This is a genomic window from Streptomyces sp. NPDC079141 (assembly GCF_040686775.1).
Lineage (GTDB): Bacteria > Actinomycetota > Actinomycetes > Streptomycetales > Streptomycetaceae > Streptomyces.
In genome coordinates this window covers 225,311-248,424 of sequence record NZ_JBFBLP010000014.1, presented here as the reverse complement: position 1 = coordinate 248,424, position 23,114 = coordinate 225,311, and the positions used below count along the sequence as shown (strand labels likewise).

Annotated in this window: 23 protein-coding genes; 13 read left to right on the top strand and 10 right to left on the bottom strand. The window is 70.2% G+C overall.

What is annotated here, in order from left to right:
- Positions 1–206 precede the first annotated feature (206 nt).
- A complete protein-coding gene (locus AB0Q90_RS31510; RefSeq protein WP_363161755.1) occupies positions 207–623 on the bottom strand; it encodes a Fur family transcriptional regulator in 417 nt (138 codons plus the stop codon).
- A 125-nt stretch (positions 624–748) separates the two neighbouring features.
- Between AB0Q90_RS31510 and AB0Q90_RS31505 the strand changes: the two genes are divergently transcribed.
- Complete coding sequence (locus AB0Q90_RS31505) at positions 749–2,218, top strand: catalase (protein ID WP_363161754.1); 1,470 nt, start codon at positions 749–751, stop codon at positions 2,216–2,218.
- Positions 2,219–2,297: 79 nt separating this feature from the next.
- Here the strand turns inward: AB0Q90_RS31505 and AB0Q90_RS31500 are convergent, their stop codons facing one another.
- Both AB0Q90_RS31500 and hisN read right to left on the bottom strand, forming a co-directional pair.
- Positions 2,298–2,690, bottom strand: a complete 393-nt coding sequence (locus AB0Q90_RS31500) for a CBS domain-containing protein (protein ID WP_363161753.1) — start codon at positions 2,688–2,690, stop codon at positions 2,298–2,300.
- A gap of 150 nt (positions 2,691–2,840) precedes the next feature.
- Positions 2,841–3,641, bottom strand: coding sequence for a histidinol-phosphatase (hisN, locus tag AB0Q90_RS31495; RefSeq protein ID WP_363161752.1), 801 nt, complete (start codon positions 3,639–3,641; stop codon positions 2,841–2,843).
- 631 nt (positions 3,642–4,272) lie between these two features.
- Here hisN and AB0Q90_RS31490 point away from each other — a divergent pair.
- Positions 4,273–4,884 (top strand): TetR/AcrR family transcriptional regulator, encoded by a 612-nt coding sequence (locus AB0Q90_RS31490; protein ID WP_363161751.1) that lies wholly within the window; start codon positions 4,273–4,275, stop codon positions 4,882–4,884.
- Here AB0Q90_RS31490 and AB0Q90_RS31485 read toward each other — a convergent pair.
- The 4 genes from AB0Q90_RS31485 to AB0Q90_RS31470 form a co-directional block, all read right to left on the bottom strand.
- The gene (locus AB0Q90_RS31485) at positions 4,881–5,204 is read right to left on the bottom strand and encodes a multidrug efflux SMR transporter (protein ID WP_363161750.1); all 324 of its coding nucleotides are present in this window, start codon (positions 5,202–5,204) and stop codon (positions 4,881–4,883) included. The two genes, AB0Q90_RS31490 and AB0Q90_RS31485, sit on opposite strands and share 4 nt — an antisense overlap.
- A gap of 121 nt (positions 5,205–5,325) precedes the next feature.
- Positions 5,326–6,336 (bottom strand): ribosome small subunit-dependent GTPase A, encoded by a 1,011-nt coding sequence (gene rsgA / locus AB0Q90_RS31480; protein WP_363161749.1) that lies wholly within the window; start codon positions 6,334–6,336, stop codon positions 5,326–5,328.
- 12 nt (positions 6,337–6,348) lie between these two features.
- Positions 6,349–7,665, bottom strand: coding sequence for a 3-phosphoshikimate 1-carboxyvinyltransferase (aroA, locus tag AB0Q90_RS31475; protein WP_363161748.1), 1,317 nt, complete (start codon positions 7,663–7,665; stop codon positions 6,349–6,351).
- A 98-nt stretch (positions 7,666–7,763) separates the two neighbouring features.
- The gene (locus AB0Q90_RS31470) at positions 7,764–8,477 is read right to left on the bottom strand and encodes a M50 family metallopeptidase (protein WP_363161747.1); all 714 of its coding nucleotides are present in this window, start codon (positions 8,475–8,477) and stop codon (positions 7,764–7,766) included.
- Between the two features lie 50 nt (positions 8,478–8,527).
- On the opposite strand from AB0Q90_RS31470, the gene AB0Q90_RS31465 reads away from it, so the two are divergent.
- The 10 genes from AB0Q90_RS31465 (at position 8,528) to AB0Q90_RS31420 (ending at position 18,487) form a co-directional block, all read left to right on the top strand.
- Positions 8,528–9,343, top strand: a complete 816-nt coding sequence (locus AB0Q90_RS31465; protein WP_363161746.1) for an SOS response-associated peptidase — start codon at positions 8,528–8,530, stop codon at positions 9,341–9,343.
- Position 9,344: 1 nt separating this feature from the next.
- A complete protein-coding gene (locus AB0Q90_RS31460) occupies positions 9,345–9,974 on the top strand; it encodes an alpha/beta family hydrolase (RefSeq protein WP_363161745.1) in 630 nt (209 codons plus the stop codon).
- A 258-nt stretch (positions 9,975–10,232) separates the two neighbouring features.
- Complete coding sequence (gene sigR, locus AB0Q90_RS31455) at positions 10,233–10,916, top strand: RNA polymerase sigma factor SigR (RefSeq protein WP_363161744.1); 684 nt, start codon at positions 10,233–10,235, stop codon at positions 10,914–10,916.
- Positions 10,913–11,215 (top strand): mycothiol system anti-sigma-R factor, encoded by a 303-nt coding sequence (gene rsrA, locus AB0Q90_RS31450; protein WP_363161743.1) that lies wholly within the window; start codon positions 10,913–10,915, stop codon positions 11,213–11,215. Before sigR ends, rsrA begins: the two co-directional genes overlap by 4 nt.
- 111 nt (positions 11,216–11,326) lie before the next feature.
- Positions 11,327–12,610: an HD-GYP domain-containing protein gene (locus AB0Q90_RS31445; RefSeq protein ID WP_363161742.1), complete on the top strand. Its 1,284-nt coding sequence runs from the start codon at positions 11,327–11,329 to the stop codon at positions 12,608–12,610.
- Positions 12,607–13,842 carry an HD domain-containing protein gene (locus tag AB0Q90_RS31440; protein ID WP_363161741.1) on the top strand — a complete coding sequence of 412 codons (1,236 nt, stop codon included), beginning with the start codon at positions 12,607–12,609 and terminating at the stop codon, positions 13,840–13,842. Before AB0Q90_RS31445 ends, AB0Q90_RS31440 begins: the two co-directional genes overlap by 4 nt.
- A gap of 117 nt (positions 13,843–13,959) precedes the next feature.
- Complete coding sequence (locus tag AB0Q90_RS31435) at positions 13,960–14,940, top strand: hypothetical protein (RefSeq protein ID WP_363161740.1); 981 nt, start codon at positions 13,960–13,962, stop codon at positions 14,938–14,940.
- Positions 14,941–15,088: 148 nt separating this feature from the next.
- Complete coding sequence (def, locus tag AB0Q90_RS31430; RefSeq protein WP_363161739.1) at positions 15,089–15,739, top strand: peptide deformylase; 651 nt, start codon at positions 15,089–15,091, stop codon at positions 15,737–15,739.
- Between the two features lie 289 nt (positions 15,740–16,028).
- Positions 16,029–17,114 carry an epi-isozizaene synthase gene (cyc1, locus tag AB0Q90_RS31425; protein WP_363161885.1) on the top strand — a complete coding sequence of 362 codons (1,086 nt, stop codon included), beginning with the start codon at positions 16,029–16,031 and terminating at the stop codon, positions 17,112–17,114.
- Positions 17,111–18,487 carry a cytochrome P450 gene (locus AB0Q90_RS31420; RefSeq protein WP_363161738.1) on the top strand — a complete coding sequence of 459 codons (1,377 nt, stop codon included), beginning with the start codon at positions 17,111–17,113 and terminating at the stop codon, positions 18,485–18,487. The genes cyc1 and AB0Q90_RS31420 overlap by 4 nt, the downstream gene beginning before the upstream one ends.
- 4 nt (positions 18,488–18,491) lie before the next feature.
- Here the strand turns inward: AB0Q90_RS31420 and AB0Q90_RS31415 are convergent, their stop codons facing one another.
- Complete coding sequence (locus AB0Q90_RS31415; protein ID WP_363161737.1) at positions 18,492–19,457, bottom strand: helix-turn-helix domain-containing protein; 966 nt, start codon at positions 19,455–19,457, stop codon at positions 18,492–18,494.
- Positions 19,458–19,549: 92 nt separating this feature from the next.
- Here AB0Q90_RS31415 and AB0Q90_RS31410 point away from each other — a divergent pair, with 92 nt between their 5' ends.
- On the top strand, positions 19,550–19,756 hold the full coding sequence (locus AB0Q90_RS31410) for a hypothetical protein (RefSeq protein WP_363161736.1): 207 nt from the start codon (positions 19,550–19,552) through the stop codon (positions 19,754–19,756).
- On the opposite strand, the gene AB0Q90_RS31405 is transcribed toward AB0Q90_RS31410, so the two are convergent.
- Entirely contained in the window at positions 19,669–20,679 is a 1,011-nt protein-coding gene (locus tag AB0Q90_RS31405; protein ID WP_363161735.1) for a ribonucleotide-diphosphate reductase subunit beta, read from the bottom strand. The two genes, AB0Q90_RS31410 and AB0Q90_RS31405, sit on opposite strands and share 88 nt — an antisense overlap.
- The gene (locus AB0Q90_RS31400; RefSeq protein WP_363161734.1) at positions 20,679–23,030 is read right to left on the bottom strand and encodes a ribonucleoside-diphosphate reductase subunit alpha; all 2,352 of its coding nucleotides are present in this window, start codon (positions 23,028–23,030) and stop codon (positions 20,679–20,681) included. Before AB0Q90_RS31400 ends, AB0Q90_RS31405 begins: the two co-directional genes overlap by 1 nt.
- Positions 23,031–23,114 lie beyond the last annotated feature (84 nt).

Here is a 23,114-nt window from a genome sequence, read left to right as displayed (position 1 = left end):
GGGTGGAGCAGCTCGGTAGCTCGCTGGGCTCATAACCCAGAGGTCGCAGGTTCAAATCCTGTCCCCGCTACTGAAGGCCGAGGGCCGGAATCCGATACAGGATTCCGGCCCTCGGTGCGTTCGGGGGTGGTGGCCCACCGCCTCCCGTGCGCAGCAGAAAGCCCCGGCATCGATCGTCGATGCCGGGGCTTTGTGCGTATGTCTTGTTACGCCGCCGCGCAGTTCGGGCAGATGCCGCGGTACGTCACCTCGACGTCCGAGACCGTGAAGCCGAAGCGCTCCGAGGAGGGGAGGTCGGCGAGCGGGTTGCCCGTGGGGCGGACGTCCCGGATGGCGCCGCACTGGGCGCAGACCAGGTGGTGGTGCGGCTGGTGCGCGTTCGGGTCGTACCGCTTGGCGCGCTTGTCGGTGGCGACTTCGAGCACCTCGCCGAGGGAGACCAGCTCGCCCAGCGTGTTGTAGACGGTCGCCCGGGAGATCTCGGGCAGCTTGGCAACGGCCCGGGCGTGGACCTCGTCGGCCGTCAGATGGACGTGTTCGCCGTCGAGGACCTCGGCCACGACGCGCCGCTGCGCGGTCATCCGCCATCCACGTCCGCGCAGCCGTTCCAGAAGGTCACTCATGCGCTACAGCCTAACAGCAAGGGGACCAGGTCCCGAACAGGTGTGACTTTGGATCCTTATTTGACTTAGACATTGTCCATTGTAGGATCGGGATCGGAGTTAGCCAAGGGACAGGAACAGCAGTGATGGGCGCAGGAGGCGACGTGAACCACGGACCGCTCACGACGGAAGCCGGTGCACCGGTGGCCGACAACCAGAACAGCGAGACCGCGGGTGTCGGGGGCCCCGTGCTCGTTCAGGACCAGCTCCTCCTGGAGAAGCTGGCCCACTTCAACCGTGAACGCATCCCGGAGCGTGTCGTGCACGCCCGTGGCGCGGGCGCCTACGGCACCTTCACGGTGACCGCCGATGTCACGCCGTACACGCGTGCCGCCTTCCTCTCCGAGGTCGGCAAGCAGACCGAGACCTTCCTGCGCTTCTCGACGGTGGCCGGGAACCTCGGGGCGGCGGACGCCGTGCGCGACCCACGCGGCTGGGCGCTGAAGTTCTACACCGAGGAGGGCAACTACGACCTCGTCGGCAACAACACCCCGATCTTCTTCATCAAGGACGCCATCAAGTTCCCGGACTTCATCCACACCCAGAAGCGCGACCCGTACACGGGCTCGCAGGAGGCGGACAACGTCTGGGACTTCTGGGGGCTGAGCCCCGAGTCGACCCACCAGGTGACCTGGCTGTTCGGCGACCGCGGGATTCCGGCGAGCTACCGGCACATGAACGGCTACGGCTCGCACACCTTCCAGTGGAACAACGAGGCCGGCGAGGTCTTCTGGGTCAAGTACCACTTCAAGACCGACCAGGGGATCAAGAACCTCACCCAGGAGGCGGCCAATCGGCTGGCCGGTGAGGACCCCGACTCCCACCAGCGTGATCTCCGCGAGTCGATCGAGCGCGGTGAGTTCCCGACCTGGACCGTGCAGGTGCAGATCATGCCGGCGGCGGACGCGGCGACGTACCGCTTCAACCCGTTCGACCTCACCAAGGTGTGGCCGCACGAGGACTACCCGCCGATCGAGATCGGCAAGCTGGAGCTGAACCGCAACCCGCAGAACATCTTCGCCGAGGTGGAGCAGAGCATCTTCTCGCCCGCCCACTTCGTGCCGGGCATCGGTCCGTCGCCCGACAAGATGCTCCAGGGGCGGCTGTTCGCCTACGGCGACGCCCACCGCTACCGCGTCGGCATCAACGCCGACCACCTGCCGGTGAACCGCCCGCACGCCACCGAGGCGCGCACCAATTCCCGGGACGGCTTCCTCTACGACGGCCGCCACGGCGGTGCGAAGAACTACGAGCCGAACAGTTTCGGCGGGCCGTTCCAGACGGACCGTCCGCTGTGGTCGGCCACCGCGGTGAGCGGCGCGACCGGGAACCACCCCGCTCCGGTGCATGCCGAGGACAACGACTTCGTGCAGGCGGGCAACCTGTACCGGCTGATGTCGGAGGACGAGAAGGAGCGGCTGATCGCCAACCTGGCGGGCTTCATCGCCAAGGTCTCGCGCGACGACATCGCCGAGCGGGCGATCGAGAACTTCCGTCAGGCCGACGGAGACTACGGCAAGCGGCTGGAGGCCGCGGTCCAGGCCCTGCGCGGCTGAACGACACACCAGCACTGGATCGCTTGACGTGGTGGGCGGGCCGGATCCCCTGGCGGGGGTCCGGCCCGTTCCGTTGCGGTCAGGCGGGTGCGTGCTGCCGTACCGGGGCCCAGCAGCGGATGATGTCGCGGACCGAGACGATGCCGACCGGCTCGTCGTGGTCCAGGACGATGAGATGTCGGAAGCCGCCGTGCGCCATGGCGCGGGCCGCCTCCTCCAGGGTCCAGGACGGGGCGGCGAACACGACGTCGGTGGTGGTGTGGTTGTGGACGCGTTCCGTGTCCGGGCTCTGGCCGAGGCCCACGGAGTTCAGTACGTCGCGTTCGGTGAGGATGCCGATGCCGCCGGCGTCGGGGTCGAGGACCACGGCGGCGCCGACGCGGCGCGCGGACATCAGGGCGGAGGCCTGGCGAAGGGTGTGGGCGGGTCCGATGGTGAGGACCACCGTGCTCATGGCGTCGCGGACGAGCATGGGTTCCGAGTCACCTCCTGGGGAACCGCTGACTTAGTTCAGCGATTCACAAGTTCACAAGTGAGGGTGCTCTCAGAGTCGCAGGCAAAAGGTGGGCCAACAAGGGGGCGCGTGCGGACGAGTGAGGGCGCACGCGCTCATCTGTGAGGCTCAGTAGCGCTGGTTCAGGTAGCCCAGGAGCTCGTCGTGGAGGGGGCCGTTCGAGGCGGCGGCGTTGCCGCTGTGCGGGCCGGGGCGGCCGTCGAGGCCGGTGAAGGTGCCTCCTGCCTCCGTCACGACGATCGCGGTGGCGGCCATGTCCCAGAGGGACAGCTCCGGCTCGGCGCAGATGTCGACCGAGCCCTCGGCGACCATCATGTACGGCCAGAAATCGCCGTACGCGCGCGTGCGCCAGACTTCGCGGGTGAGGTCCAGGAAGCCGTTCAGCCGGCCCTGGTCCTCCCAGCCGGAAAGGGAGGAGTACGCGAAGGAGGCGTCGGAGAGCTTGGAGACGCGGGAGACCTGCAGGCGGGTGGCAGAGGACAGGCTGCGGCCGGTGAACGCGCCGTGGCCCTTCGCGGCCCACCAGCGGCGGCTGAGGGCGGGGGCGGAGACGACGCCGACGACTGGCTGGAAGCCGCCCTCGCCGGCCTCCATCAGGGAGATGAGGGTGGCCCAGACGGGGACGCCGCGCACGTAGTTCTTGGTGCCGTCGATCGGGTCGATGATCCAGCGGCGGGGGCCGGTGCCCTCGATGCCGTACTCCTCGCCGAGGATTGCGTCGCGGGGGCGGGCGCGCTGGAGCTGGCCGCGGATGAGTTCCTCCGCGGCCTTGTCCGCTTCGCTCACCGGGGTCATGTCCGGCTTCGTCTCGACCTTGAGGTCGAGGGCCTTGAAGCGGGCCATGGTGGCCGCGTCGGCGGCGTCCGCGAGGACGTGGGCGAGGCGGAGGTCGTCGAGGTAGTCCGGCATGTTGTGAACGGTATCCGCCGGGGGTTGTACGGGGCTACCGGGGCCGGAGTGTGGACAGTGCGGGGGGTTGGTGCGGGCGGGGGTGGGTCGCGCAGCCCGGCGCTAACGGGGTGCCGCCTGCGCCCACCCGTGCCGCCCCAGGCGGCACGCATGCCCGCAGGATCGGCGGCTTCATCGGCGCCGTCTGGTCGGGTGGGGGCTGCCCTGGGCGGGGCGCGTGTCCGCGGGATCGGTGGTTGTGTCGGCGCCGCCTGCTCGGGTGGGCGCCGCCCCAGGCGGCACGCATGCCCGCAGGTTCAGCGGCTGTGTCGGCGCCGCCTGCTGGGGTGGGGGCTGCCCCGGGCGGGGCGCATGCCCGCGGGATCGGTGGTTGTGTCGGCGCTGTCTGCTCGGGTGGGTGCTGCCCCGGGCGGGGCGCGTGCTCGCAGGATCAGCGTCCCGAAGGGGCGCGGGGAACTGCGTGCTCAGCTATCGGTTATCTGTACCTGGCACGCAAGCGGCGCCACCCTGGACCGCCCCGCGCACCCGCACTCGCGTGCAACCGTCACCAGCCCCCACCCCGCCCGCAACCCTTGACAGTGCATCCGGGCGCGTCAAATCTGGGCGCAGAGCCGCTCGTCCCTGGGAGGCGATGATGCCTGCAGCGCGGGAATCGCTACTGGACGCCGCTTACACGGCGCTCGCGCGTCGGCCGTGGTCGGCGGTGCGGATGGTGGACGTGGCCGCGGCGGCCGGGGTGTCCCGGCAGACGCTGTACAACGAGTTCGGCAGCAAGGAGGGGCTCGCCCGGGCGCTCGTGAGAAGGGAGGCCGACGGCTATCTCGCGGGCGTGGAGCGGGCGTTGGCCACCCAGTCCGACGCGCGTGACCGGCTCACCGCCACCGCCGAGTGGACCACCGGCGCCGCCCGGGACAACGCCCTCGTCCGGGCCATGCTCACCGGCTGCTGGAGCGAGCGGCTGCCCTCGCCGACGCTGTCGGCGGTGCCGTCCTCCTCCGCCGTACCGGCGCAGCGCCGGGCGGACGGGCCGCTGCCCTCGCCGGGCGACTTCGTCGCCCTCGTCCGCGACCGCGCCGTGACGGTGCTCTCCGGACCGGGCGTGAACAAGGCGGACAGCGCCGAGCTGGCCCGCTCCTGCGAACTCGTCGTACGCCTCGCCCTGTCCTGTGTGTCCGCGCCGCCCGGGGAGGGCGGGGTGGCCGATCTCGTACGGGCCGTCCTGTACCGCCAGTTGACGCCCTAGTGGGCCGACCCCGACAGCTGGAGGCCGATGACTCCGACGATCACCAGGCTGATCGAGACGATCTTCAGCGTCGAGACGAGGTCCCCGAGGAAGATCATTCCGTAGATCGCGGTGCCCGCCGCGCCGATCCCCGTCCACACCGCGTACGCCGGGCCCACGTCGAGCTTCTTCAGGGACAGCGTCAGCAGGCCGAAGCTGCCCAGCGCGAAGATGCAGAACGCGACCGTGGGCCAGAACCGGGTGAACCCGTGCGACAGTTTCAGGCAGACGGCGAAGCCGGTTTCGAGCAGACCCGCCACGATGACCAGCAGCCACGCCATGTGCTGTCCTCCCGTATACCCACGTACTTGTGACCGCTTTGTCAGGCTTTGGTCAAGGTTGGTTCCGGCTCGGTGCGATTATGCCCTTACCGGACTCCCGTGGAGACAAACAACGCGGAGGTCAGTCGCCTTCCTTGCGCTCCCTCGTGGCCAGCAGCCTGCGCAGTGAGTACAGCCGCGCCGGATCGGCGTGGCCCTCGGCCACCCACGCGTCCAGAGCGCAGTCGGGCTCATCATGACTGCACGCGCGCGGGCAGCCCTCGGTTCCCGATTCCAGGTCCGGGAACGCATGGATCACCCGGGACGGATCGATGTGCGCAAGGCCGAAGGAACGGACGCCCGGGGTGTCCACGACCCAGCCCTCGACCCCGGACAGCGGCAGCGCCAGCGCCGACGTCGTCGTATGGCGGCCGCGGCCCGTCACCGCGTTCACACGACCCGTCAGCCGCCGCCGCTCCTCCGGCACCAGCGCGTTCACCAGCGTCGTCTTGCCCACGCCGGAGTGACCCACGAACGCCGTGACCCTGTCGTCCAGGTGTTCCCGTACGCGGTCGGCGGCGTCGCCGTTCTCCAGCTCCTCGCGGCTGGTCACGACGTAGGGGATGTCCAGGTCGCCGTAGAGCTCAAGGAGCTTGTCCGGCGGGGCCAGGTCCGACTTCGTCATCACCAGCAGCGGGGTGAGGCCGCCGTCGTACGCCGCCACCAGGCAGCGGTCGATCAGGCGCGGGCGCGGCTCGGGGTCGGCCAGCGCGGTGACGATGGCGAGCTGGTGGGCGTTGGCCACGACCACGCGCTCGAAGGGGTCGTCGTCGTCCGCCGTGCGGCGCAGGACCGAGCTGCGCTCCTCGATGCGGACGATGCGGGCGAGGGTGTCCTTCTTGCCGGTCAGGTCGCCGACGATGGCCACCCGGTCCCCGACCACCGCGGCCTTGCGGCCCAGCTCACGGGCCTTCATCGCCATCACGACCCGGTCCTCGACCAGGCAGGTCAGCCGGCCCCGGTCCACGGTGAGGACCATGCCCTCGGCCGCGTCCTCGTGCTTGGGGCGGATGTGTGTACGCGGCCGGTTGCCCTTGCGGTTCGGGCGGCTGCGGATGTCGTCCTCGTCGGTGTGCTTGCCGTAGCGGCGCATGGTCTTACGTCCCTACGCCCCGAGCATCCCGGTCCACAGGTCGGGGAAGTCCGGCAGGGTCTTCGCCGTCGTCGCCACGTTCTCGATCTGTACGCCCTCGACCGCCAGGCCGATGATCGCGCCGGCCGTCGCCATGCGGTGGTCCTCGTAGGTGTGGAAGATCCCGCCGTGCAGCTTGCGCGGGCGGATGTGCAGGCCGTCGGCGGTCTCGGTGACGTCGCCGCCGAGCTCGTTGATCTCCTTGGTGAGCGCGGCCAGCCGGTCCGTCTCGTGCAGCCGCAGGTGGGCCACGCCGCGCAGGGTGGAGGGGGAGTCGGCGAGGGCGGCGACCGCCGCGATGCCGGGGGTCAGCTCGCCCACGTCGCCGAGGTCCACGTCGATGCCGTGGACCCGACCCGAACCGGTGAACTCCAGGCCGTACTCGGTCAGTTCGCAGGAGCCGCCCATCTCGGTGAAGATCTCCCGCAGCCGGTCGCCGGGCTGCGTGGTGCGCGACGGCCAGTCCGGGACGAGCACCTTGCCGCCGGTGACCAGGGCGGCCGCCAGGAACGGCTGGGCGTTGGACAGGTCCGGCTCGATGGTCAGGTCCCGGCCGAGGAGCGCGCCCGGCGTGACCCGCCAGACGTTCGGCTCGCCGCCCGACTCGGGGGTGTCCACCTGCGCGCCGACCGAGCGCAGCATGTCCACGGTCATCCGGATGTGCGGCATGGAGGGCAGCGCGGAGCCGGTGTGGCGGACCTCGACGCCCTGGTTGAAGCGCGGCCCGGAGAGCAGCAGGGCCGACACGAACTGGGACGACGACGAGGCGTCGATCTCCACCGGGCCGCCGTCCAGCGCGCCCCCACCGTGCACGGTCAGCGGCAGCGCGCCGCGGCCGTCGTCGTCGATCCGGGCGCCGAGCGCGCGCAGGGCGTCGATCACACCGTTCAGGGGGCGCTCGTACGACCTCGGGTCGCCGTCGAAGCGGATCGGGCCGTCGGCGAGCGCGGCGACCGGCGGCAGGAAGCGCATCACCGTGCCGGCATTGCCGACGTCGATCGTGGCCGGTCCGCGCAGACCGGTGGGGAGCACACGCCAGGCCTCGCCGGTGCCGTCGGGGCCGACGCCCTCCTCGATCTCGACGCCCATCGCACGCAGGGCTCCGGCCATCAGCAGGGTGTCGCGGGAGCGCAGCGGGCGGCGCAGCCAGCCGGGCTCGGAGGCGAGCGCGGCCAGGACGAGGGCACGGTTGGTGACCGACTTGGACCCGGGCACGTGGACCGTCGCGTCGACGGCTCCGCTCGCGTGCGGGGCGGGCCAGAGGGCGGTGTGTGCGGGGTTCGGGGCCATAAACCCCACTCTATAAGGATGGGGATGACCGGGCCGTCCCTCGCTCGGGGGCTCGTTGTGGCTGGTCGCGCAGTTCGCCGCGCCCCCGAGCCGGGCTGTCACACCGCCAGTAGCCAGCGGCCGCCGCCTATGAGGGAACACAGGCTCACCGCGTGGAACAGGAACAGCCACAGACCCGCCGGCACGTGCGTCAGACGGGACAGCTGGTCCGCATCGGAATCCCCCGCTCCGCCCCGCGCCCGCTTCGCCTGCAACTCGAAAGCGGGACGCACCCCGCCCAGCAGCAGGAACCACACCACCGCGTACGCGAACGCCGCCTGCACCTGGGGCCCCGCCAGCCAGGACACCAGCACGAACGTGCCGCCGGTGAGCACCACGGTCAGCGCGCCGTAGGCGTTGCGGATCATCACCAGCATCGCCAGCAGCAGTGCCGTCGCCAGCCACAGCAGCAGCGTGATGCGCCCCGCGCCGAGCAGGGCGGCCCCGCCGAGGCCCAGCAGCGGGGGAGCGGTGTAGCCGGCGGCCGCCGTGAGGATCATGCCGAGGCCGTGCGGCTTGCCGCGGCTGACCGTGAGGCCGCTGGTGTCGGAGTGCAGGCGGATACCGGTCAGCCGGCGCCCGGTGAGCAGCGCGACCAGGCCGTGCCCGCCCTCGTGGGCGATCGTGATCGCGTTGCGGGCGACGCGCCACAGGCCGTGCGGGACGACCACCCCGACCGCGGCGACGAGCGTCGCGATCACCACCCACAGATCCGGGTCGGACTGGGTGCCGACGAGCTCGTCCCACAGAGAGGTCGCAGTGCTGCTGTCCATGTTCCCGGGGTGCTCCCTCTCTTCATACGGAGTCTGGCAGTGTGGCACGTATGTGCGGACGGTATGCATCGAGTCGTAGGCCCGAGGATCTCGCAGGAATCTTTGAGATCGAGAAGTGGGACCCCGAGGAGACCCTGGCGCCCGACTACAACGTGGCCCCCACCAAGGAGGTCTACGCGGTTCTGGACCGTCCTCTGAAGGACGCCGAGGACCCGCGTCCGGTTCGCCAGCTGCGCAGGCTCAAGTGGGGCCTGGTGCCGTCCTGGTCCAAGACGCCCGAGGGCGGCGCCCGGATGATCAACGCGCGCGCGGAGACGGTCCACGAGAAGCCCTCGTACCGCCGCGCCTTCACCTCCCGGCGCTGCATCATCCCCGCCGACGGCTACTACGAGTGGGTCACCGGCAAGTCGGAGCGGGACCTGGAGGTCGAGGGGAAGAAGAAGCGGCCGCGCAAGCAGCCGTACTTCGTGCTGCCCGCCGACGGCTCGGTCTTCGCGATGGCCGGGCTGTACGAGTTCTGGCGGGACCGCACGCTGCCCGACGACCATCCGCAGGCCTGGTGGGTGACCTGCTCCGTCATCACCACCGAGGCCGAGACGACCCCGCTCGCCGTCGCACCGGCCGACGGGCCGCACGCGCTGGCCGAGATCCACCCGCGGATGCCCCTGATGCTGACGCCGGACCGCTGGGACTCCTGGCTGGACCCCTCCCGCACCGACGCCGAGGACCTGCGCTCCCTGCTGGAGCCGCCTCCGCCCGGTCTGATGCGCGCCTACCCGGTCTCCACGGCCGTCAGCAACGTCCGCAACAACGGACCGGAGCTGCTGAAGGAGCTGGAGGGGCCCGAAGAGGGCACACTCTTCTAGCGTGACGACCGAGATCATCAGCACCGACGCGGGGGACGCCCGCGTCACCTGGCACAGGGCGAAGAAGGCGCGGCTGGTCCTGGCGCTGAGCCACGGCGCCGGCGGCGGCATCGCGGCCCGCGACCTCCAGGCCCTCGCCCGGGTCCTCCCCGGGCACGGCGTCAGCGTCGCCCTCGTCGAGCAGCCCTGGCGGGTCGCCGGCAAGAAGGTGGCACCCGCGCCGAAGACCCTGGACGTCGGCTGGCGGGGCATCTGGCCCGCGGTTACGAAGCCCGGGCTGCCCGTGATCTCCGGCGGACGCAGCGCCGGGGCCCGGGTCGCCTGTCGTACGGCCGTGGAGCTGGGCGCCGTCGCCGTGCTCGCGCTCAGCTTCCCGCTGCACCCGCCGGGCAGGCCGGAGAAGTCCCGCGCCGACGAACTGCTCGGGTCGGGGGTGCCCACGCTCGTCGTGCAGGGCGGCAACGATCCGTTCGGCAAGCCGGAGGAGTTCCCGGACGGGGCGTTCGAGCTGGTCGAGGTGGACAGCGGCGATCATGGCTTCGCCGTGCCGAAGAGGGCGGAGATCGGCCAGGAAGAGGCTGTGGCGGTCATCACCGACGCGGTGGTGGAGTGGGTCGGGTCACTCGGGTAAAGGTTCGGGAATGTTGCGTCGCGGACCTCTGTTGAGGCGGACAGAAGTGCTGAACAACCAGCGCCGACCGTCGTAGGAGAGGAAGTCCGCCGCATGGGTTCGACCATCTGCCCGAGTCGCAGCGCACGCACTGACCTGGACTGGACGGTGCTGCACGCGGCGAAGACCGCGCCAATTCGAGGGGCGGCGGGGACGGGTAGTCGTCTATCCTCCGATTCTGGTGGGACCGGTTTCGGTGCTGCCCGGAATCTTGAGGAGGTGGGTCCGGTCACTGGGATCGACGCAGGGACCGACAACGGCCAGGCGGAGCAGCCCGAGGGCCAGGGCACGAGCACGGAGACCACCGCGGAGCGCAGTGCGCGCTTCGAGCGGGACGCGCTCGAATTCCTCGACCAGATGTACTCGGCCGCGCTGCGCATGACGCGCAACCCGGCCGACGCCGAGGACCTGGTGCAGGAGACGTACGCCAAGGCGTACGCGTCCTTCCACCAGTTCCGCGAGGGGACCAACCTCAAGGCGTGGCTGTACCGGATTCTCACCAACACCTTCATCAACTCGTACCGCAAGAAGCAGCGCGAACCCCAGCGCAGTGCGGCCGAGGAGATCGAGGACTGGCAGCTGGCGCGTGCCGAGTCGCACATGTCCACAGGTCTGCGCTCCGCCGAGTCGCAGGCGCTCGACCACCTGCCGGACTCGGACGTGAAGGAAGCACTCCAGGCGATCCCCGAGGAATTCCGCATCGCCGTCTATCTCGCGGACGTAGAGGGCTTTGCGTACAAGGAGATCGCGGACATCATGGGGACACCCATCGGTACGGTGATGTCCCGGCTGCACCGGGGCCGCCGTCAACTGCGCGGCATGCTGGAGGACTACGCGCGTGAGCGCGGACTGGTCCCGGCCGGCGCCGGAGAGTCGAACGAAGCGAAAGGCTCGGGCTCATGAGCTGCGGAGAGCCGCACGAGACGGACTGCAGTGAGGTCCTGGACCATCTGTACGAGTTCCTCGACAGTGAGATGCCGGACGTCGACCGCGACAAGTTCAAGCAGCACTTCCAGGAGTGCTCGCCGTGCCTGGAGAAGTACGGGCTCGAAGAGGCCGTGAAGAAGCTCGTGAAGCGCTGCTGCGGTCACGACGACGTGCCCACCGACCTGCGCTCCAAGGTCCTGGGGCGGCTCGACCTGATCCGCTCCGGGCAGGCCGTCCCCGAGCACGACATCACCGCGACGCCGCAGGAATCCTGAACAGGCTGTCGTCACTCGAACGTGCTAATCGGCGGGTGATAAGCCCGCGTACTCCCCCCTGGCCGATTTAGGCTCCCGACGCTGGACGGGTGTGGCCAGGGGAGGGGCGTCATGGAAGGGATTCCCACGCGGGCGCGTGCGTACGTCGCCTGCGTCGCCCTCGGTGCCCTGCTCTGCCTCCTTCCGCTGCCGTCCGTCCGTACGCCGTGGTGGGCGGTCGCCCTCCTCGCCGCGCTGTACGCGCTCTGCGAGCAGGTCGCCCGGCGGCGCTTCGCAGGAACCTTCCACCCCGTGCTGCTCGCCGGGGTCTTCCTGCTGCCGCCGCCCGCCGCCGCGCTCGTACCGCTGCCCGCGGCCCTGCTCTCCCAGGGCGCGGCGACCCGGCGGATCTGGCGGGCCGCGCAGCTCGCAACGGCCGTCTGGGCCGCCGGGTCGGTGCACTGGGCGCTCGGCGGCCGGGACGCCGTCGTCGCCTCCGACTTTCCCTACGTGCTGCTGCCCGCCGGATGCGCGGTGCTGGCGTTCTGCCTGGCGCTGACCCTGCTGGACGGCGGCATCCTGGCGCTGGCCGAACAGGTGCCGGCCCGCCGGGCCTGGCGGGGGCTGTTCCTGCGCTCCCTGGCGCCGATCTCCGTGCACGGGCTGGCCGGACTGATGATGGCCGTGCTGTGGCGCAGCCCCTACGGGCCCGTCGCCGCGCTGCTCGTGCTGCTGCCGATGTGCGTGTCGTGGTGGGCGTTCGCCCAGTACCACCGGGAGCGGGCGGCCCATCAGGCGACGATCCGGGCGCTCGTCCAAGCCGTCGACATCAAGGACGGCTACACCCGCGGGCACAGCGAACGGGTCGGACAGGCCTCGATGATGATCGCGCGCGAACTCGGCATGGACGACGGGCGCGTCGAAGTGCTCCGGTTCGCCGGGATCCTGCACGACGTGGGGAAGCTCGGCGTGCCCACAAGGCTGCTCCGCAAGGACGGGCCGCTGACCCCCGAGGAGCGGCGGATCATCGAACTGCACCCCGAGTACGGGCACGAGATGGTGCGCGGTATCTCCTTCCTCGGCGAGGCCCGGGGCGCCGTACTGCACCACCACGAGCGGCTGGACGGGAGCGGGTACCCGTACGGGCTCGTGGGGAGCCAGATCCCCGAGCCCGCCCGGGTGGTGGCCGTCGCGGACGCCTTCGACGCGATGACGTCCACCCGGTCCTACAGCAGGGCCCGGCCGGTGTCCGTCGCCCTGGCCGAGCTCCAGCGGTGTGCAGGCTCGCAGTTCGACCCCCGTATGGTCGAAGCCCTGGTCAGAGCTCTGGGCCGGCACGGCTGGCACCCCGCCGTGACCGCCGACGAAGCCCGCCCGCCGCGTCCCCGTACGGCGGCACCGGAGGCACACCGGTGACCCACTCCCGGTGGATCCGCGACCTCATCCACGTCTCCGCCGCCCTCCTCGCCCTCGCCGCCCTTCTGCACACCCTCTGGCACGGTGTGGAGGAGCGGCCCGTCGCCCTCGCCTTCGGAGTGCTGATCGCCGTCGGCGAGCTCACCCGGTGGACCGGCGCCCATGTCCGCGAGGCCGCCCCCCTGGCCGCCGCCGGGGCGCTGTCGTACGCCCTGCTCGGAGAGGACGCGGGCCGGGCCACGCACCACGGCGTCCTCCAGGTCGTCACCATCGTGCTCGCCGCCTCCCTCCTCGGCGGCGTGCCGCATATCGCGCGCGGCCGCGCACCCGACCACCTCGCCCGGCGCGTCCTCACCGTCGCCTTCGCCGCTGCCTGCTTCCAACCGCTGTACAACCGGGGCGTGTTCGACGAGTGGATCGGCCCCGCCTACGCACTGCTGCTGCTCGCGCTGCTCTCCCTCACCGCGCTGTGCGACGCCGTCCTGTCCGCCGCGCTGGCGCACTCCCGGACCGGATGGCCGTTCGGCCCGCTGCTGCGGGACGAGCTGCGGGCCCTGCTCGGGATCGGCTCGGCCGTCTGCGCGACCGGCGCGGTCATGGCGCTCGCGGTGGCCGTCGTCGGGCTGTGGGCGCTGCCAGTGTTCTGCCTGCCGCTGCTGCTCACCCAGCTCTCCTTCCGCCGGTACGCCGCCGTCCGCGCCACCTACCGGCAGACCATCGCCTCCCTCGCCCGGGCCACCGAGGTCGCCGGATACACCCCGGCCGGGCACGCCCGGCGGGTCGCCGCGCTCAGTGTGGCCGTCGGCCGGGACCTGGGGCTCACCGAGGCCGAACTCACCGTCCTGGAGTACGCGGCCCTGATGCACGACATCGGCCAGCTGAGCCTCGTCGACCCCGTCCCGGCCGGCGCCACCGCCGCCCTGCCCGCCGCAGAGCAGCGCAGGATCGCCCTGCTCGGCGGCGCCGTCGTACGCCAGACCGGCGTCGACGGGTCGGTCGCCGTGGTCGTGGAGCGCCAGGCCGACCCCTGCCGGGAGCAGCCGGTCGCCGCGCGGATCGTACGGGCGGTGAACGCCTACGAGGAGAAGGCGCAGGGCGCCGGTCCCGGCGGGCCGCTGAAGGCGCTGGAGGAGCTGCGGCTGGGCACGGCCGGGGACTACGCGCCGGAGGTCGTGGAGGCGCTGGCCAGGGTGCTCTCAAGAGACTGTCTGACCTCGGGTCCGGTGGGGTAACCCATGGGTAATGAGCGCCCCTCCAGCGGTACGTGGTTGGATGCGAAGGGAGAGGGTCTCCGAGAGGCTGTCCGGGGGCACAGCCGGCCCACTCCACGGAACTGGCAGGCGGGAATCGTGAGGATCTTCGGCAAGGGACGGCACCGGCCCTCCGCCTCCTGGCGGCAGGCCACGGACCGCGCGTTCACCTTGATCGGCGACGGTCGGTACGAGGACGCGGGCGCGCTGCTGACACGCGCCGCCGACCTGGAACCCTGGCTGTCCGAGTCCTGGTTCAACCTCGCGCTGCTGCACAAGTTCCGGCACGACTGGGAGCAGGCGCGGGCGGCGGGCCTGCGCGCGGTCGCACTGCTGGACCGGGAGACCGGGGCCCCCGACTGGTGGAACGTCGGCATCGCGGCCACCGCGCTCCAGGACTGGCCGCTGGCCCGCCGGGCCTGGCAGGCCTACGGACTGCGGGTGCCGGGCGGGGCCGCCGACGCCGGTGAGCCCGTCGGAATGGACCTCGGCAGCGCCGCCGTACGGCTCTCCCCGGAGGGGGAGGCCGAGGTGGTGTGGGGGCGCAGGCTGGATCCCGCCCGGATCGAGGTGCTGTCGATTCCGCTGCCGTCCTCCGGGCGGCGCTGGGGCGAGGTCGTGCTGCACGACGGCGTGCCCCACGGAGAGCGAACCACCGCCGCCGGGCACGCGTACCCCGTGTTCGACGAGATCGAGCTGTGGGCGCCGTCGCCGGTGCCGACGTGGGTGGTGCTGCTGGAGGCGGCTACCGAGGCCGACCGGGACGCGCTGGAGCAGCTGGCGGCCGACGCCGGGTTCGCGGCGGAGGACTGGTCCTCGTCGGTGCGGCTGCTGTGCCGGACGTGTTCGGAGTCCCGTATGCCCTCCGACGAGGGCGACGGGGAGCATCTCGATCCGCACGATCACAGTGAGCCGGGGCATCCCGGGCCGCTGGGGCACCGGACGGACGGGCAGCTGTGGGTGCCGGAGCGGGAGTGCGGGGTGGCTGCGCCGGCTTCTCTGGTGCGGGGGTTGTTGGACGGGTGGGTAGCCGACAGCCCTGATTCTCGGGACTGGCGGGATCTTGAAGAGGTGTGCTGACGGCTTTCGGCCGCGGGCTCGTTGTGGCTGGTCGCGCCCACGCGGCGGAGCCGCATAGCAGACACAGTCCCGCGCCCCTAAAGGGGCGCTTCCCCTTACCCTGTATCAGCAACTTTCCCCTGTTTGGTTTAGAGAGGCATCGTCGGTCATGGCGCAGCAGGACACCGATCAGCAGCACGCGGGCGTGCTCCCCGTGGACGACGAGGGCTTCGTCATCGACACCCAGGAGACCGAGGAGCGCGAGAACGCCTGGCGTGAGCGTGGCACCTCGCGGCCGATCACGGTCGTCGGGAACCCGGTGCTGCACAAGGAGTGCAAGGACGTCACCGAGTTCGGCGAGGAGCTGGACCAGCTGGTCGCGGACATGTTCGCCTCGCAGCGCACCGCCGAGGGCGTGGGCCTGGCCGCCAACCAGATCGGCGTCGACCTGAAGGTCTTCGTCTACGACTGCCAGGACGACCAGGGTGAGCGGCACGTCGGTGTCGTCTGCAACCCCAAGCTCGTGGACCTGCCCGCCGAGAAGCGCCGGCTGGACGACAGCAACGAGGGCTGCCTGTCCGTGCCCACCGCGTACGCGCCGCTCGCCCGGCCCGACTACGCCGAGGTCACCGGCCAGGACGAGAAGGGCAACCCGGTCAAGGTGCGCGGCACCGGCTACTTCGCGCGCTGTTTGCAGCACGAGACCGATCACCTGTACGGCTACCTCTACATCGACCGTCTTTCCAAGCGCGAGCGCAAGGACGCGCTGCGGCAGATGGCCGAGAACGAGCCCCGCTACCCCGTGGTCGCGAACGACTGAAGCTGATCGAGCCCCACAAGTCCCGTACGCACGGCGCCTGTTCAGGAACCCCTTCCTGAACAGGCGCCGTTCGTCTGTGCGTCGTACGTTCGATCCCCAGTGCGCATCTAGTGATCCATAATCAGTCACACAAGGGGAGATTCTCGGCACTGTGGGGTAGTGAATGGAGCAAATCCGTTCCCAGATCGGTCAGTTGTAGTGCTGAATGGGAAGTGCGGGGATACGCAACGGCGCACGCCCGGCACGGCGGGAGGGGTGTGCGCAACTGGCGGCTGAGAGGGGTTTGTTCGTGCATGCTTTCTCACACAGCACCACATCGACGCCGACGGCGGTCGCGGTCCCACCATCGCTCTCACTCCCGGTGATCGAGGCAGCGTTTCCCAGGCAACTGCACCCGTATTGGCCCAGGCTTCAGGAGAAGACCCGCACCTGGCTGTTGGAAAAACGGCTCATGCCGGCGGACAAGGTGGAGGAATATGCCGATGGTCTGTGCTACACGGACCTCATGGCGGGGTACTACATTGGCGCCCCCGACGAGGTCCTCCAGGCGATAGCGGACTACAGTGCGTGGTTCTTCGTCTGGGACGACCGCCACGACCGCGACATCGTGCACCACCGCCCGGCCGCCTGGCGGCGGTTGAGGTTCCGGTTGCATACGGCGCTCGACTCTCCCAGGGATCATCTGCACCACGAGGATCCGCTGGTCGCCGGGCTCGCCGACAGTGTTACGCGGCTGTACTCGTTCCTGCCGCGGACCTGGAACGCGCGGTTCGCCCGGCACTTCCACACGGTGATCGAGGCGTACGACCGGGAATTCCACAACCGCACCAACGGAATCGTCCCCACGGTCCAGGACTATCTCGCGCTGCGCCGGCTCACCTTCGCACACTGGATATGGACCGATCTGCTGGAACCGAGCGCCGGACAAGAACTCCCGGACGGCGTGCGCAAACACCCGGCATATCGGCGGGCGGCCCTGCTGAGCCAGGAATTCGCCGCCTGGTACAACGACCTCTGTTCGCTCCCCAAAGAAATCGCGGGCGACGAGGTGCACAATCTCGGAATCAGTCTCATCAAACACGAGGGGCTGACTCTTGAGGAGGCGGTGGCGGAAGTAAGGCGGCGGGTCGAGGAATGCATATCCGAATTCCTCGGGGCCGAACGGGACGCCCTGGAATTCGCCGACTCCCTCGCCGACGGCACCCTGCGGGGAAAGGAACTGAGTGCCGCCGTACGGGCCTGTGTCTGCAATATGCGGAACTGGTTCAGCACCGTCTACTGGTTCCACCACGAGTCCGGCCGTTACATGGTCGACAGCTGGGACGACCGGTCCACGCCCCCGTACGTCAACAACGAAGCGGCAGGTGAGAAATGACCGTCGAGTCTGTGAAGCCCGAAGCGCAGATATATGCGGATTCGGAGCTGCGTGAACCGGCTCTCGCGGGTGGGGGAGTTCCGGTCCTCGGTCACGGCTGGAAGCTGGTGCGCGATCCGCTGGCCTTCATGGCGCAGCTGCGCGAGCACGGCGATGTCGTGCGGCTCAAGCTCGGCCCCAAGACGGTGTACGCGGTCACCACGCCGGCGCTCACCGGTGCCATGGCGCTGAGTACCGACTTCAAGATCGACGGGCCGCTGTGGGAGTCCCTGGAGGGGCTGCTCGGCAAGGAGGGCGTGGCCACGGCGAACGGACCGCGGCACCGGCGCCAGCGGCGCACCATCCAGCCCGCGTTCCGGCTCGACGCCATCCCCGGGTACGGGCCGATCATGGAGGAGGAGGCGCATGCGCTGACCGTGCGCTGGAAGCCGGGGGAGACGGTCGACTGCACCGCGGAGTCGTTCCGGGTCGCCGTGCGGATCGCGGCGCGCTGTCTGCTGCGCGGCGACTACATGGACGAGCGGGCCGAGCGGCTGTGCATCGCGCTCGCCACCGTCTTCCGCGGTATGTACCGGCGGATGGTGATACCGGCCGGACCGCTGTACAGGCTGCCCCTTCCGGCCAACCGCAAATTCAACCGGGCGCTGGCCGATTTGCATCTCCTGGTCGACGAGATCGTCGCCGAGCGGCGGGCATCTGGTCAAAAGCCGGACGATTTGCTGACGGCATTGCTGGAGGCGAAGGACGAGAATGGCGAGCCCATCGGGGAACAGGAGATCCACGACCAGGTCGTCGCGATACTCACCCCGGGAAGCGAAACGGTGGCGTCCACTATCATGTGGCTGCTGCAAGTGCTCGCGGAACATCCCGAGCACGCGGACAAGGTGGCCGCGGAGGTCGAATCCGTCACCGGCGGCCGGCCCGTCGCATTCGAGGACGTCCGCAAGCTCAGGCACACCAACAATGTCGTCGTCGAGGCGATGCGTTTGCGCCCCGCCGTATGGATTCTGACGCGGCGGGCGGTGACGGACACCGGGCTGGGCGGCTATCGCATTCCGGCCGGGGCGGACATCGTGTACAGCCCGTATGCGATCCAGCGCGACGCGCGTTCGTACGATGCCAACCTGGAGTTCGATCCGGACCGCTGGCTTCCGGAGCGGGTCAAGGACGTGCCGAAATACGCCATGAGTCCGTTCAGCGTCGGCAATCGCAAGTGCCCGAGCGACCACTTCTCGATGGCACAACTCACGCTCATCACGGCGGCGTTGGCAAGCAAGTACCGCCTGGAGCAGGTGTCCGGCTCCAATGACGCCACCCGGGTGGGCATCACCCTGCGTCCGCACAAGCTGCTGCTGAAGCCCGTCCCGCGGTGACCGGTCAGGCCGCCTGCGGCCCCCGGAACGTACGGCGGTAGGCGTTCGGGGTCGTCCCGAGCGTCCGTACGAACTGGTGGCGCAGCGCGGCCGCGGTGCCGAACCCCGTTCGGCCCGCGATCGCGTCCACCGTCTCGTCCGTCGTCTCCAGCAACTGCTGGGCCAGCAGTACACGTTGGCGCAGGATCCAGCGGTAGGGAGTCGTGCCCGTCTCCTGCTGGAAGCGGCGGGCGAAGGTGCGCGGGGACATGTGCGCGAGGTCGGCGAGCTGCTCGACGGTGACCTCCTGGTCGAGATGCCGGGTCATCCAGGCGAGCACTTCGCCGACCGTGTCGCACTGGGAGCGGGGCAGCGGCCGGTCGATGTACTGCGCCTGGCCGCCGTCGCGGTGCGGGGGCACGACCATCCGGCGGGCGATGGCGTTCGCCACCTCGGTGCCCTCTTCCTTGCGGACGATGTGCAGGCTGGCGTCGATGCCGGCGGCCGTGCCCGCCGAGGTGATCACCGGGTCCTCGTCCACGTACAGCACATCGGGCTCGATCACCGCGCGCGGATGGCGCCGGGCCAGTTCCTCCGCCTGCCGCCAGTGCACCGCGCAGCGCCGTCCGTCGAGCAGCCCGGCCGCGCCGAGCACGAAGACCCCGGAGCACACGCTGAGCACCCGTGCACCCCGGTCCACGGCCCTGACCAGGGCGTCGAGCAGCGCGGGCGGGTAGTCCCGGGCCACGTAGTCGCTGCCGGCCGGAACGGCGATCAGATCGGCCTCGTCGAGGCGGTCGAGGCCGTACGGGGTGGAAACCGTGAACCCCGGGACATGGGTGGTCAGCGAGGGCCCCTCGGCCGAGACGACCGCGAAGTCGTAGACCGGCAGTCCCTGGTCACTGCGGTCGAGGCCGAACACCTCGCAGACCACGCCGAGTTCGAAGGGATGCACACCGTCGAGGAGGGCGACCGCCACGTTCTTCAGCATGCTGCCAGTGTGCCTCGGAAGTGGCAGTAATTCGAGGGTGTACGGCAGTCCTGCCACTGTCAGGAGTGTTCACCGGAAACGACACTTACTCCATGGACGCATTCATGGAATACCTCGCCGTCGCGATCCTCTTCCTGCTCGTCGCGGGCCCGGCGCTCGTGGGAGCGGCCCACGAACGCCGGATCGACCGCCAGCTGAAGGAGGCCGGGGGTCAGAAGTCCTCGTCCAGGTCGACGGTGCCCTCCACCGCCACCTGGTACGCCGACGGACGCCGCTCGAAGAAGTTGGTCAGCTCCTGAACGCCCTGGAGCTCCATGAAGGAGAAGGGGTTCTCCGAGCCGTACACCGGAGCGAAGCCGAGGCGGGTCAGGCGCTGGTCGGCGACGCACTCCAGGTACTGGCGCATCGAGTCGGTGTTCATGCCCGGGAGGCCGTCGCCGCACAGGTCGCGCGCGAACTGCAGCTCGGCCTCCACGGCCTCCCGCAGCATGTCGGTGACCTGCTGCTGGAGCTGGTCGTCGAACAGCTCCGGCTCCTCCTTGCGGACGGTGTCCACCACGTCGAACGCGAAGCTCATGTGCATCGTCTCGTCGCGGAACACCCAGTTGGTGCCGGTCGCCAGGCCGTGCAGCAGACCCCGGCTGCGGAACCAGTAGACGTAGGCGAAGGCGCCGTAGAAGAACAGGCCCTCGATGCACGCGGCGAAGCAGATCAGGTTCAGCAGGAAGCGGCGGCGGTCGGCCTGGGTCTCCAGGCGGTCCAGCTTCTCGACCTCGTTGATCCACTTGAAGCAGAACCCGGCCTTCTCGCGGATGGAGGGGATGCTCTCCACCGCGTCGAAGGCGGCGGCCCTGTCCTCCGGGTCGGGCAGGTAGGTGTCCAGCAGCGTCAGATAGAACTGGACGTGCACGGCCTCCTCGAAGAGCTGGCGGGACAGGTACAGCCGCGCCTCGGGGGAGTTGATGTGCTTGTAGAGCGTCAGCACCAGGTTGTTCGCGACGATCGAGTCGCCCGTCGCGAAGAAGGCCACCAGACGCCCGATGAGGTGCTGCTCGGCCGGGCTGAGCTTGGCGAGGTCGGCGACGTCCGAGTGGAGGTCGACCTCCTCCACGGTCCAGGTGTTCTTGATGGCGTCCCGGTAGCGCTCGTAGAAGTCCGGGTAGCGCATGGGGCGGAGAGTCAGCTCGAAGCCCGGGTCGAGAAGGTTCTGATTGCTGGACATTACTGGCAGGCCTCGCAGGACTCGGGGTTCTCAAGGGAGCAGGCGACCGCTTCGGGGTCGGCGGCCTGCTGGACGGGGACGGATGCCTGGGCGGCTCGGGCGATACGGGTGGCCGGGCGCGAGCGCAGGTAGTACGTCGTCTTCAGCCCGGACTTCCAGGCATAGGCGTACATCGAGGAGAGCTTGCCGATGGTCGGCGTCTCCAGGAACAGGTTGAGCGACTGTGCCTGGTCGAGGAACGGGGTCCGCGCCGCCGCCATGTCGATCAGACCGCGCTGCGGGATCTCCCACGCCGTGCGGTACAGGGCGCGCACGTCCGCCGGGATCCAGGCGAAGTCCTGCACCGAGCCGTTGGACTCCCGCAGCGCCTCACGGGTGCGGGCGTCCCATACGCCCAGCTCCTTCAGCTCCTGCACCAGGTAGGAGTTGACCTGGAGGAACTCACCGGACAGCGTCTCGCGCTTGAACAGGTTGGACACCTGCGGCTCGATGCACTCGTACACGCCCGCGATCGAGGCGATCGTGGCGGTCGGCGCGATGGCGAGGAGCAGGGAGTTGCGCATGCCGACGGCGGCGATACGTTCCCGCAGGGCCGCCCAGCGCTCGGGCCAGGTGAACTCGACGCCGTAGTGGTCGGGGTGCAGCACGCCCCTGGCCGTACGGGTCTTCTCCCAGGCCGGCAGCGGGCCGTTGCGCTCGGCGAGGTCGGCGGAGGCCTCGTACGCGGCGAGCATGATGCGCTCGGCGATCCGCGTGGACAGGGCCTTGGCCTCGGGGGAGTCGAAGGGCAGACGCAGCTTGAAGAAGACGTCCTGGAGGCCCATCGCGCCGAGGCCGACGGGGCGCCACCGGGCGTTGGAGCGGCCCGCCTGCTCGGTCGGGTAGAAGTTGATGTCCACGACACGGTCGAGGAAGGTGACGGCGGTACGGACGGTGGTGTCCAGCCGCTCCCAGTCGATGCCGCCGTCGACCACGAACGCGCCGAGGTTCACCGAGCCCAGGTTGCACACGGCCGTCTCGCCGTCGTCCGTGACCTCCAGGATCTCCGTGCAGAGGTTGGAGGAGTGGACCACATGGCCCGGCTCGGCCGTCTGGTTGGCGGTGCGGTTGGCGGCGTCCTTGAACGTCATCCAGCCGTTGCCGGTCTGCGCGAGGGTGCGCATCATCCGGCCGTACAGATCGCGGGCCGGGATGGTCTTTTTGGCCAGACCGTTCGCCTCCGCCTTGCGGTACGCCGCGTCGAACTCGTCGCCCCACAGGTCGACCAGCTCGGGCACGTCGGCCGGGGAGAACAGGCTCCACTGCCCGTCGGCGTTGACCCGGCGCATGAACTCGTCCGGGATCCAGTGCGCGAGGTTCAGGTTGTGCGTACGGCGGGCGTCCTCGCCGGTGTTGTCGCGCAGCTCCAGGAACTCCTCGATGTCGGAGTGCCAGGTCTCCAGGTAGACCGCGGCCGCGCCCTTGCGCCGGCCGCCCTGGTTCACGGCCGCGACCGAGGCGTCGAGGGTCTTCAGGAACGGCACGATGCCGTTGGAGTGCCCGTTGGTGCCGCGGATCAGCGAACCGCGGGAACGGATCCGGCTGTACGAAAGACCGATGCCGCCGGCGTGCTTGGAGAGGCGGGCCACCTGGTGGTAGCGGTCGTAGATGGAGTCCAGCTCGTCCAGCGGGGAGTCGAGGAGGTAGCAGGACGACATCTGGGGGTGCCGGGTGCCGGAGTTGAAGAGCGTGGGGGAGGAGGGCAGGTAGTCGAGGCGGCTCATGAGCCCGTAGAGCGCGGCGACTTCGTCCAGGGCGCGGGCGGTGTCGTCCTCCGCGAGGCCCGCGGCGACGCGCAGCATGAAGTGCTGGGGCGTCTCGACGACCTTGCGGGTGATCGGGTGCCGCAGGAGGTAGCGGCTGTGCAGGGTGCGCAGCCCGAAGTAGCCGAAGCGGTCGTCGCCGGCCGGGTCGATCAGCGCGTTCAGCCGGTCGGCGTGGATCCGGACGAACTCCGCCGTACGGTCCGCGACGAGCCCCTCCCGGTGTCCCACCGCGACCGACTCCGTGAAGGACGTGACGCCCTGCGAGGCGGCCTCGGCGGCGATGGAGACCGTCAGCAGCCGGGCGGCCAGCCGCGAGTAGGCGGGGTCCTCGGAGATCAGGCCGGCGGCCGCCTCGGTGGCCAGCTCGCGCAGCTCCGCCTCGTCGGCCCGGGCGGACCGGCCGCGCAGCGCGGCGGCGGCGACCCGGCCGGGGTCGGCGTCGGGGAGGTCGACGGTCAGCTCGGTCAGGGTCCGCAGCAGCGCGGTTCCGGGACCGTCGTTCTCGACCCGGTCGACTGAAGCCGGATCGGCTGGCGCGATGGTCACGTGGGGGCTCTCCCTCGCTCGGCACGGGGGCCTTGCGGAGGCAGGGGGCAGCACACGAGCGCACACGGCGTCGCGTCCACCGGC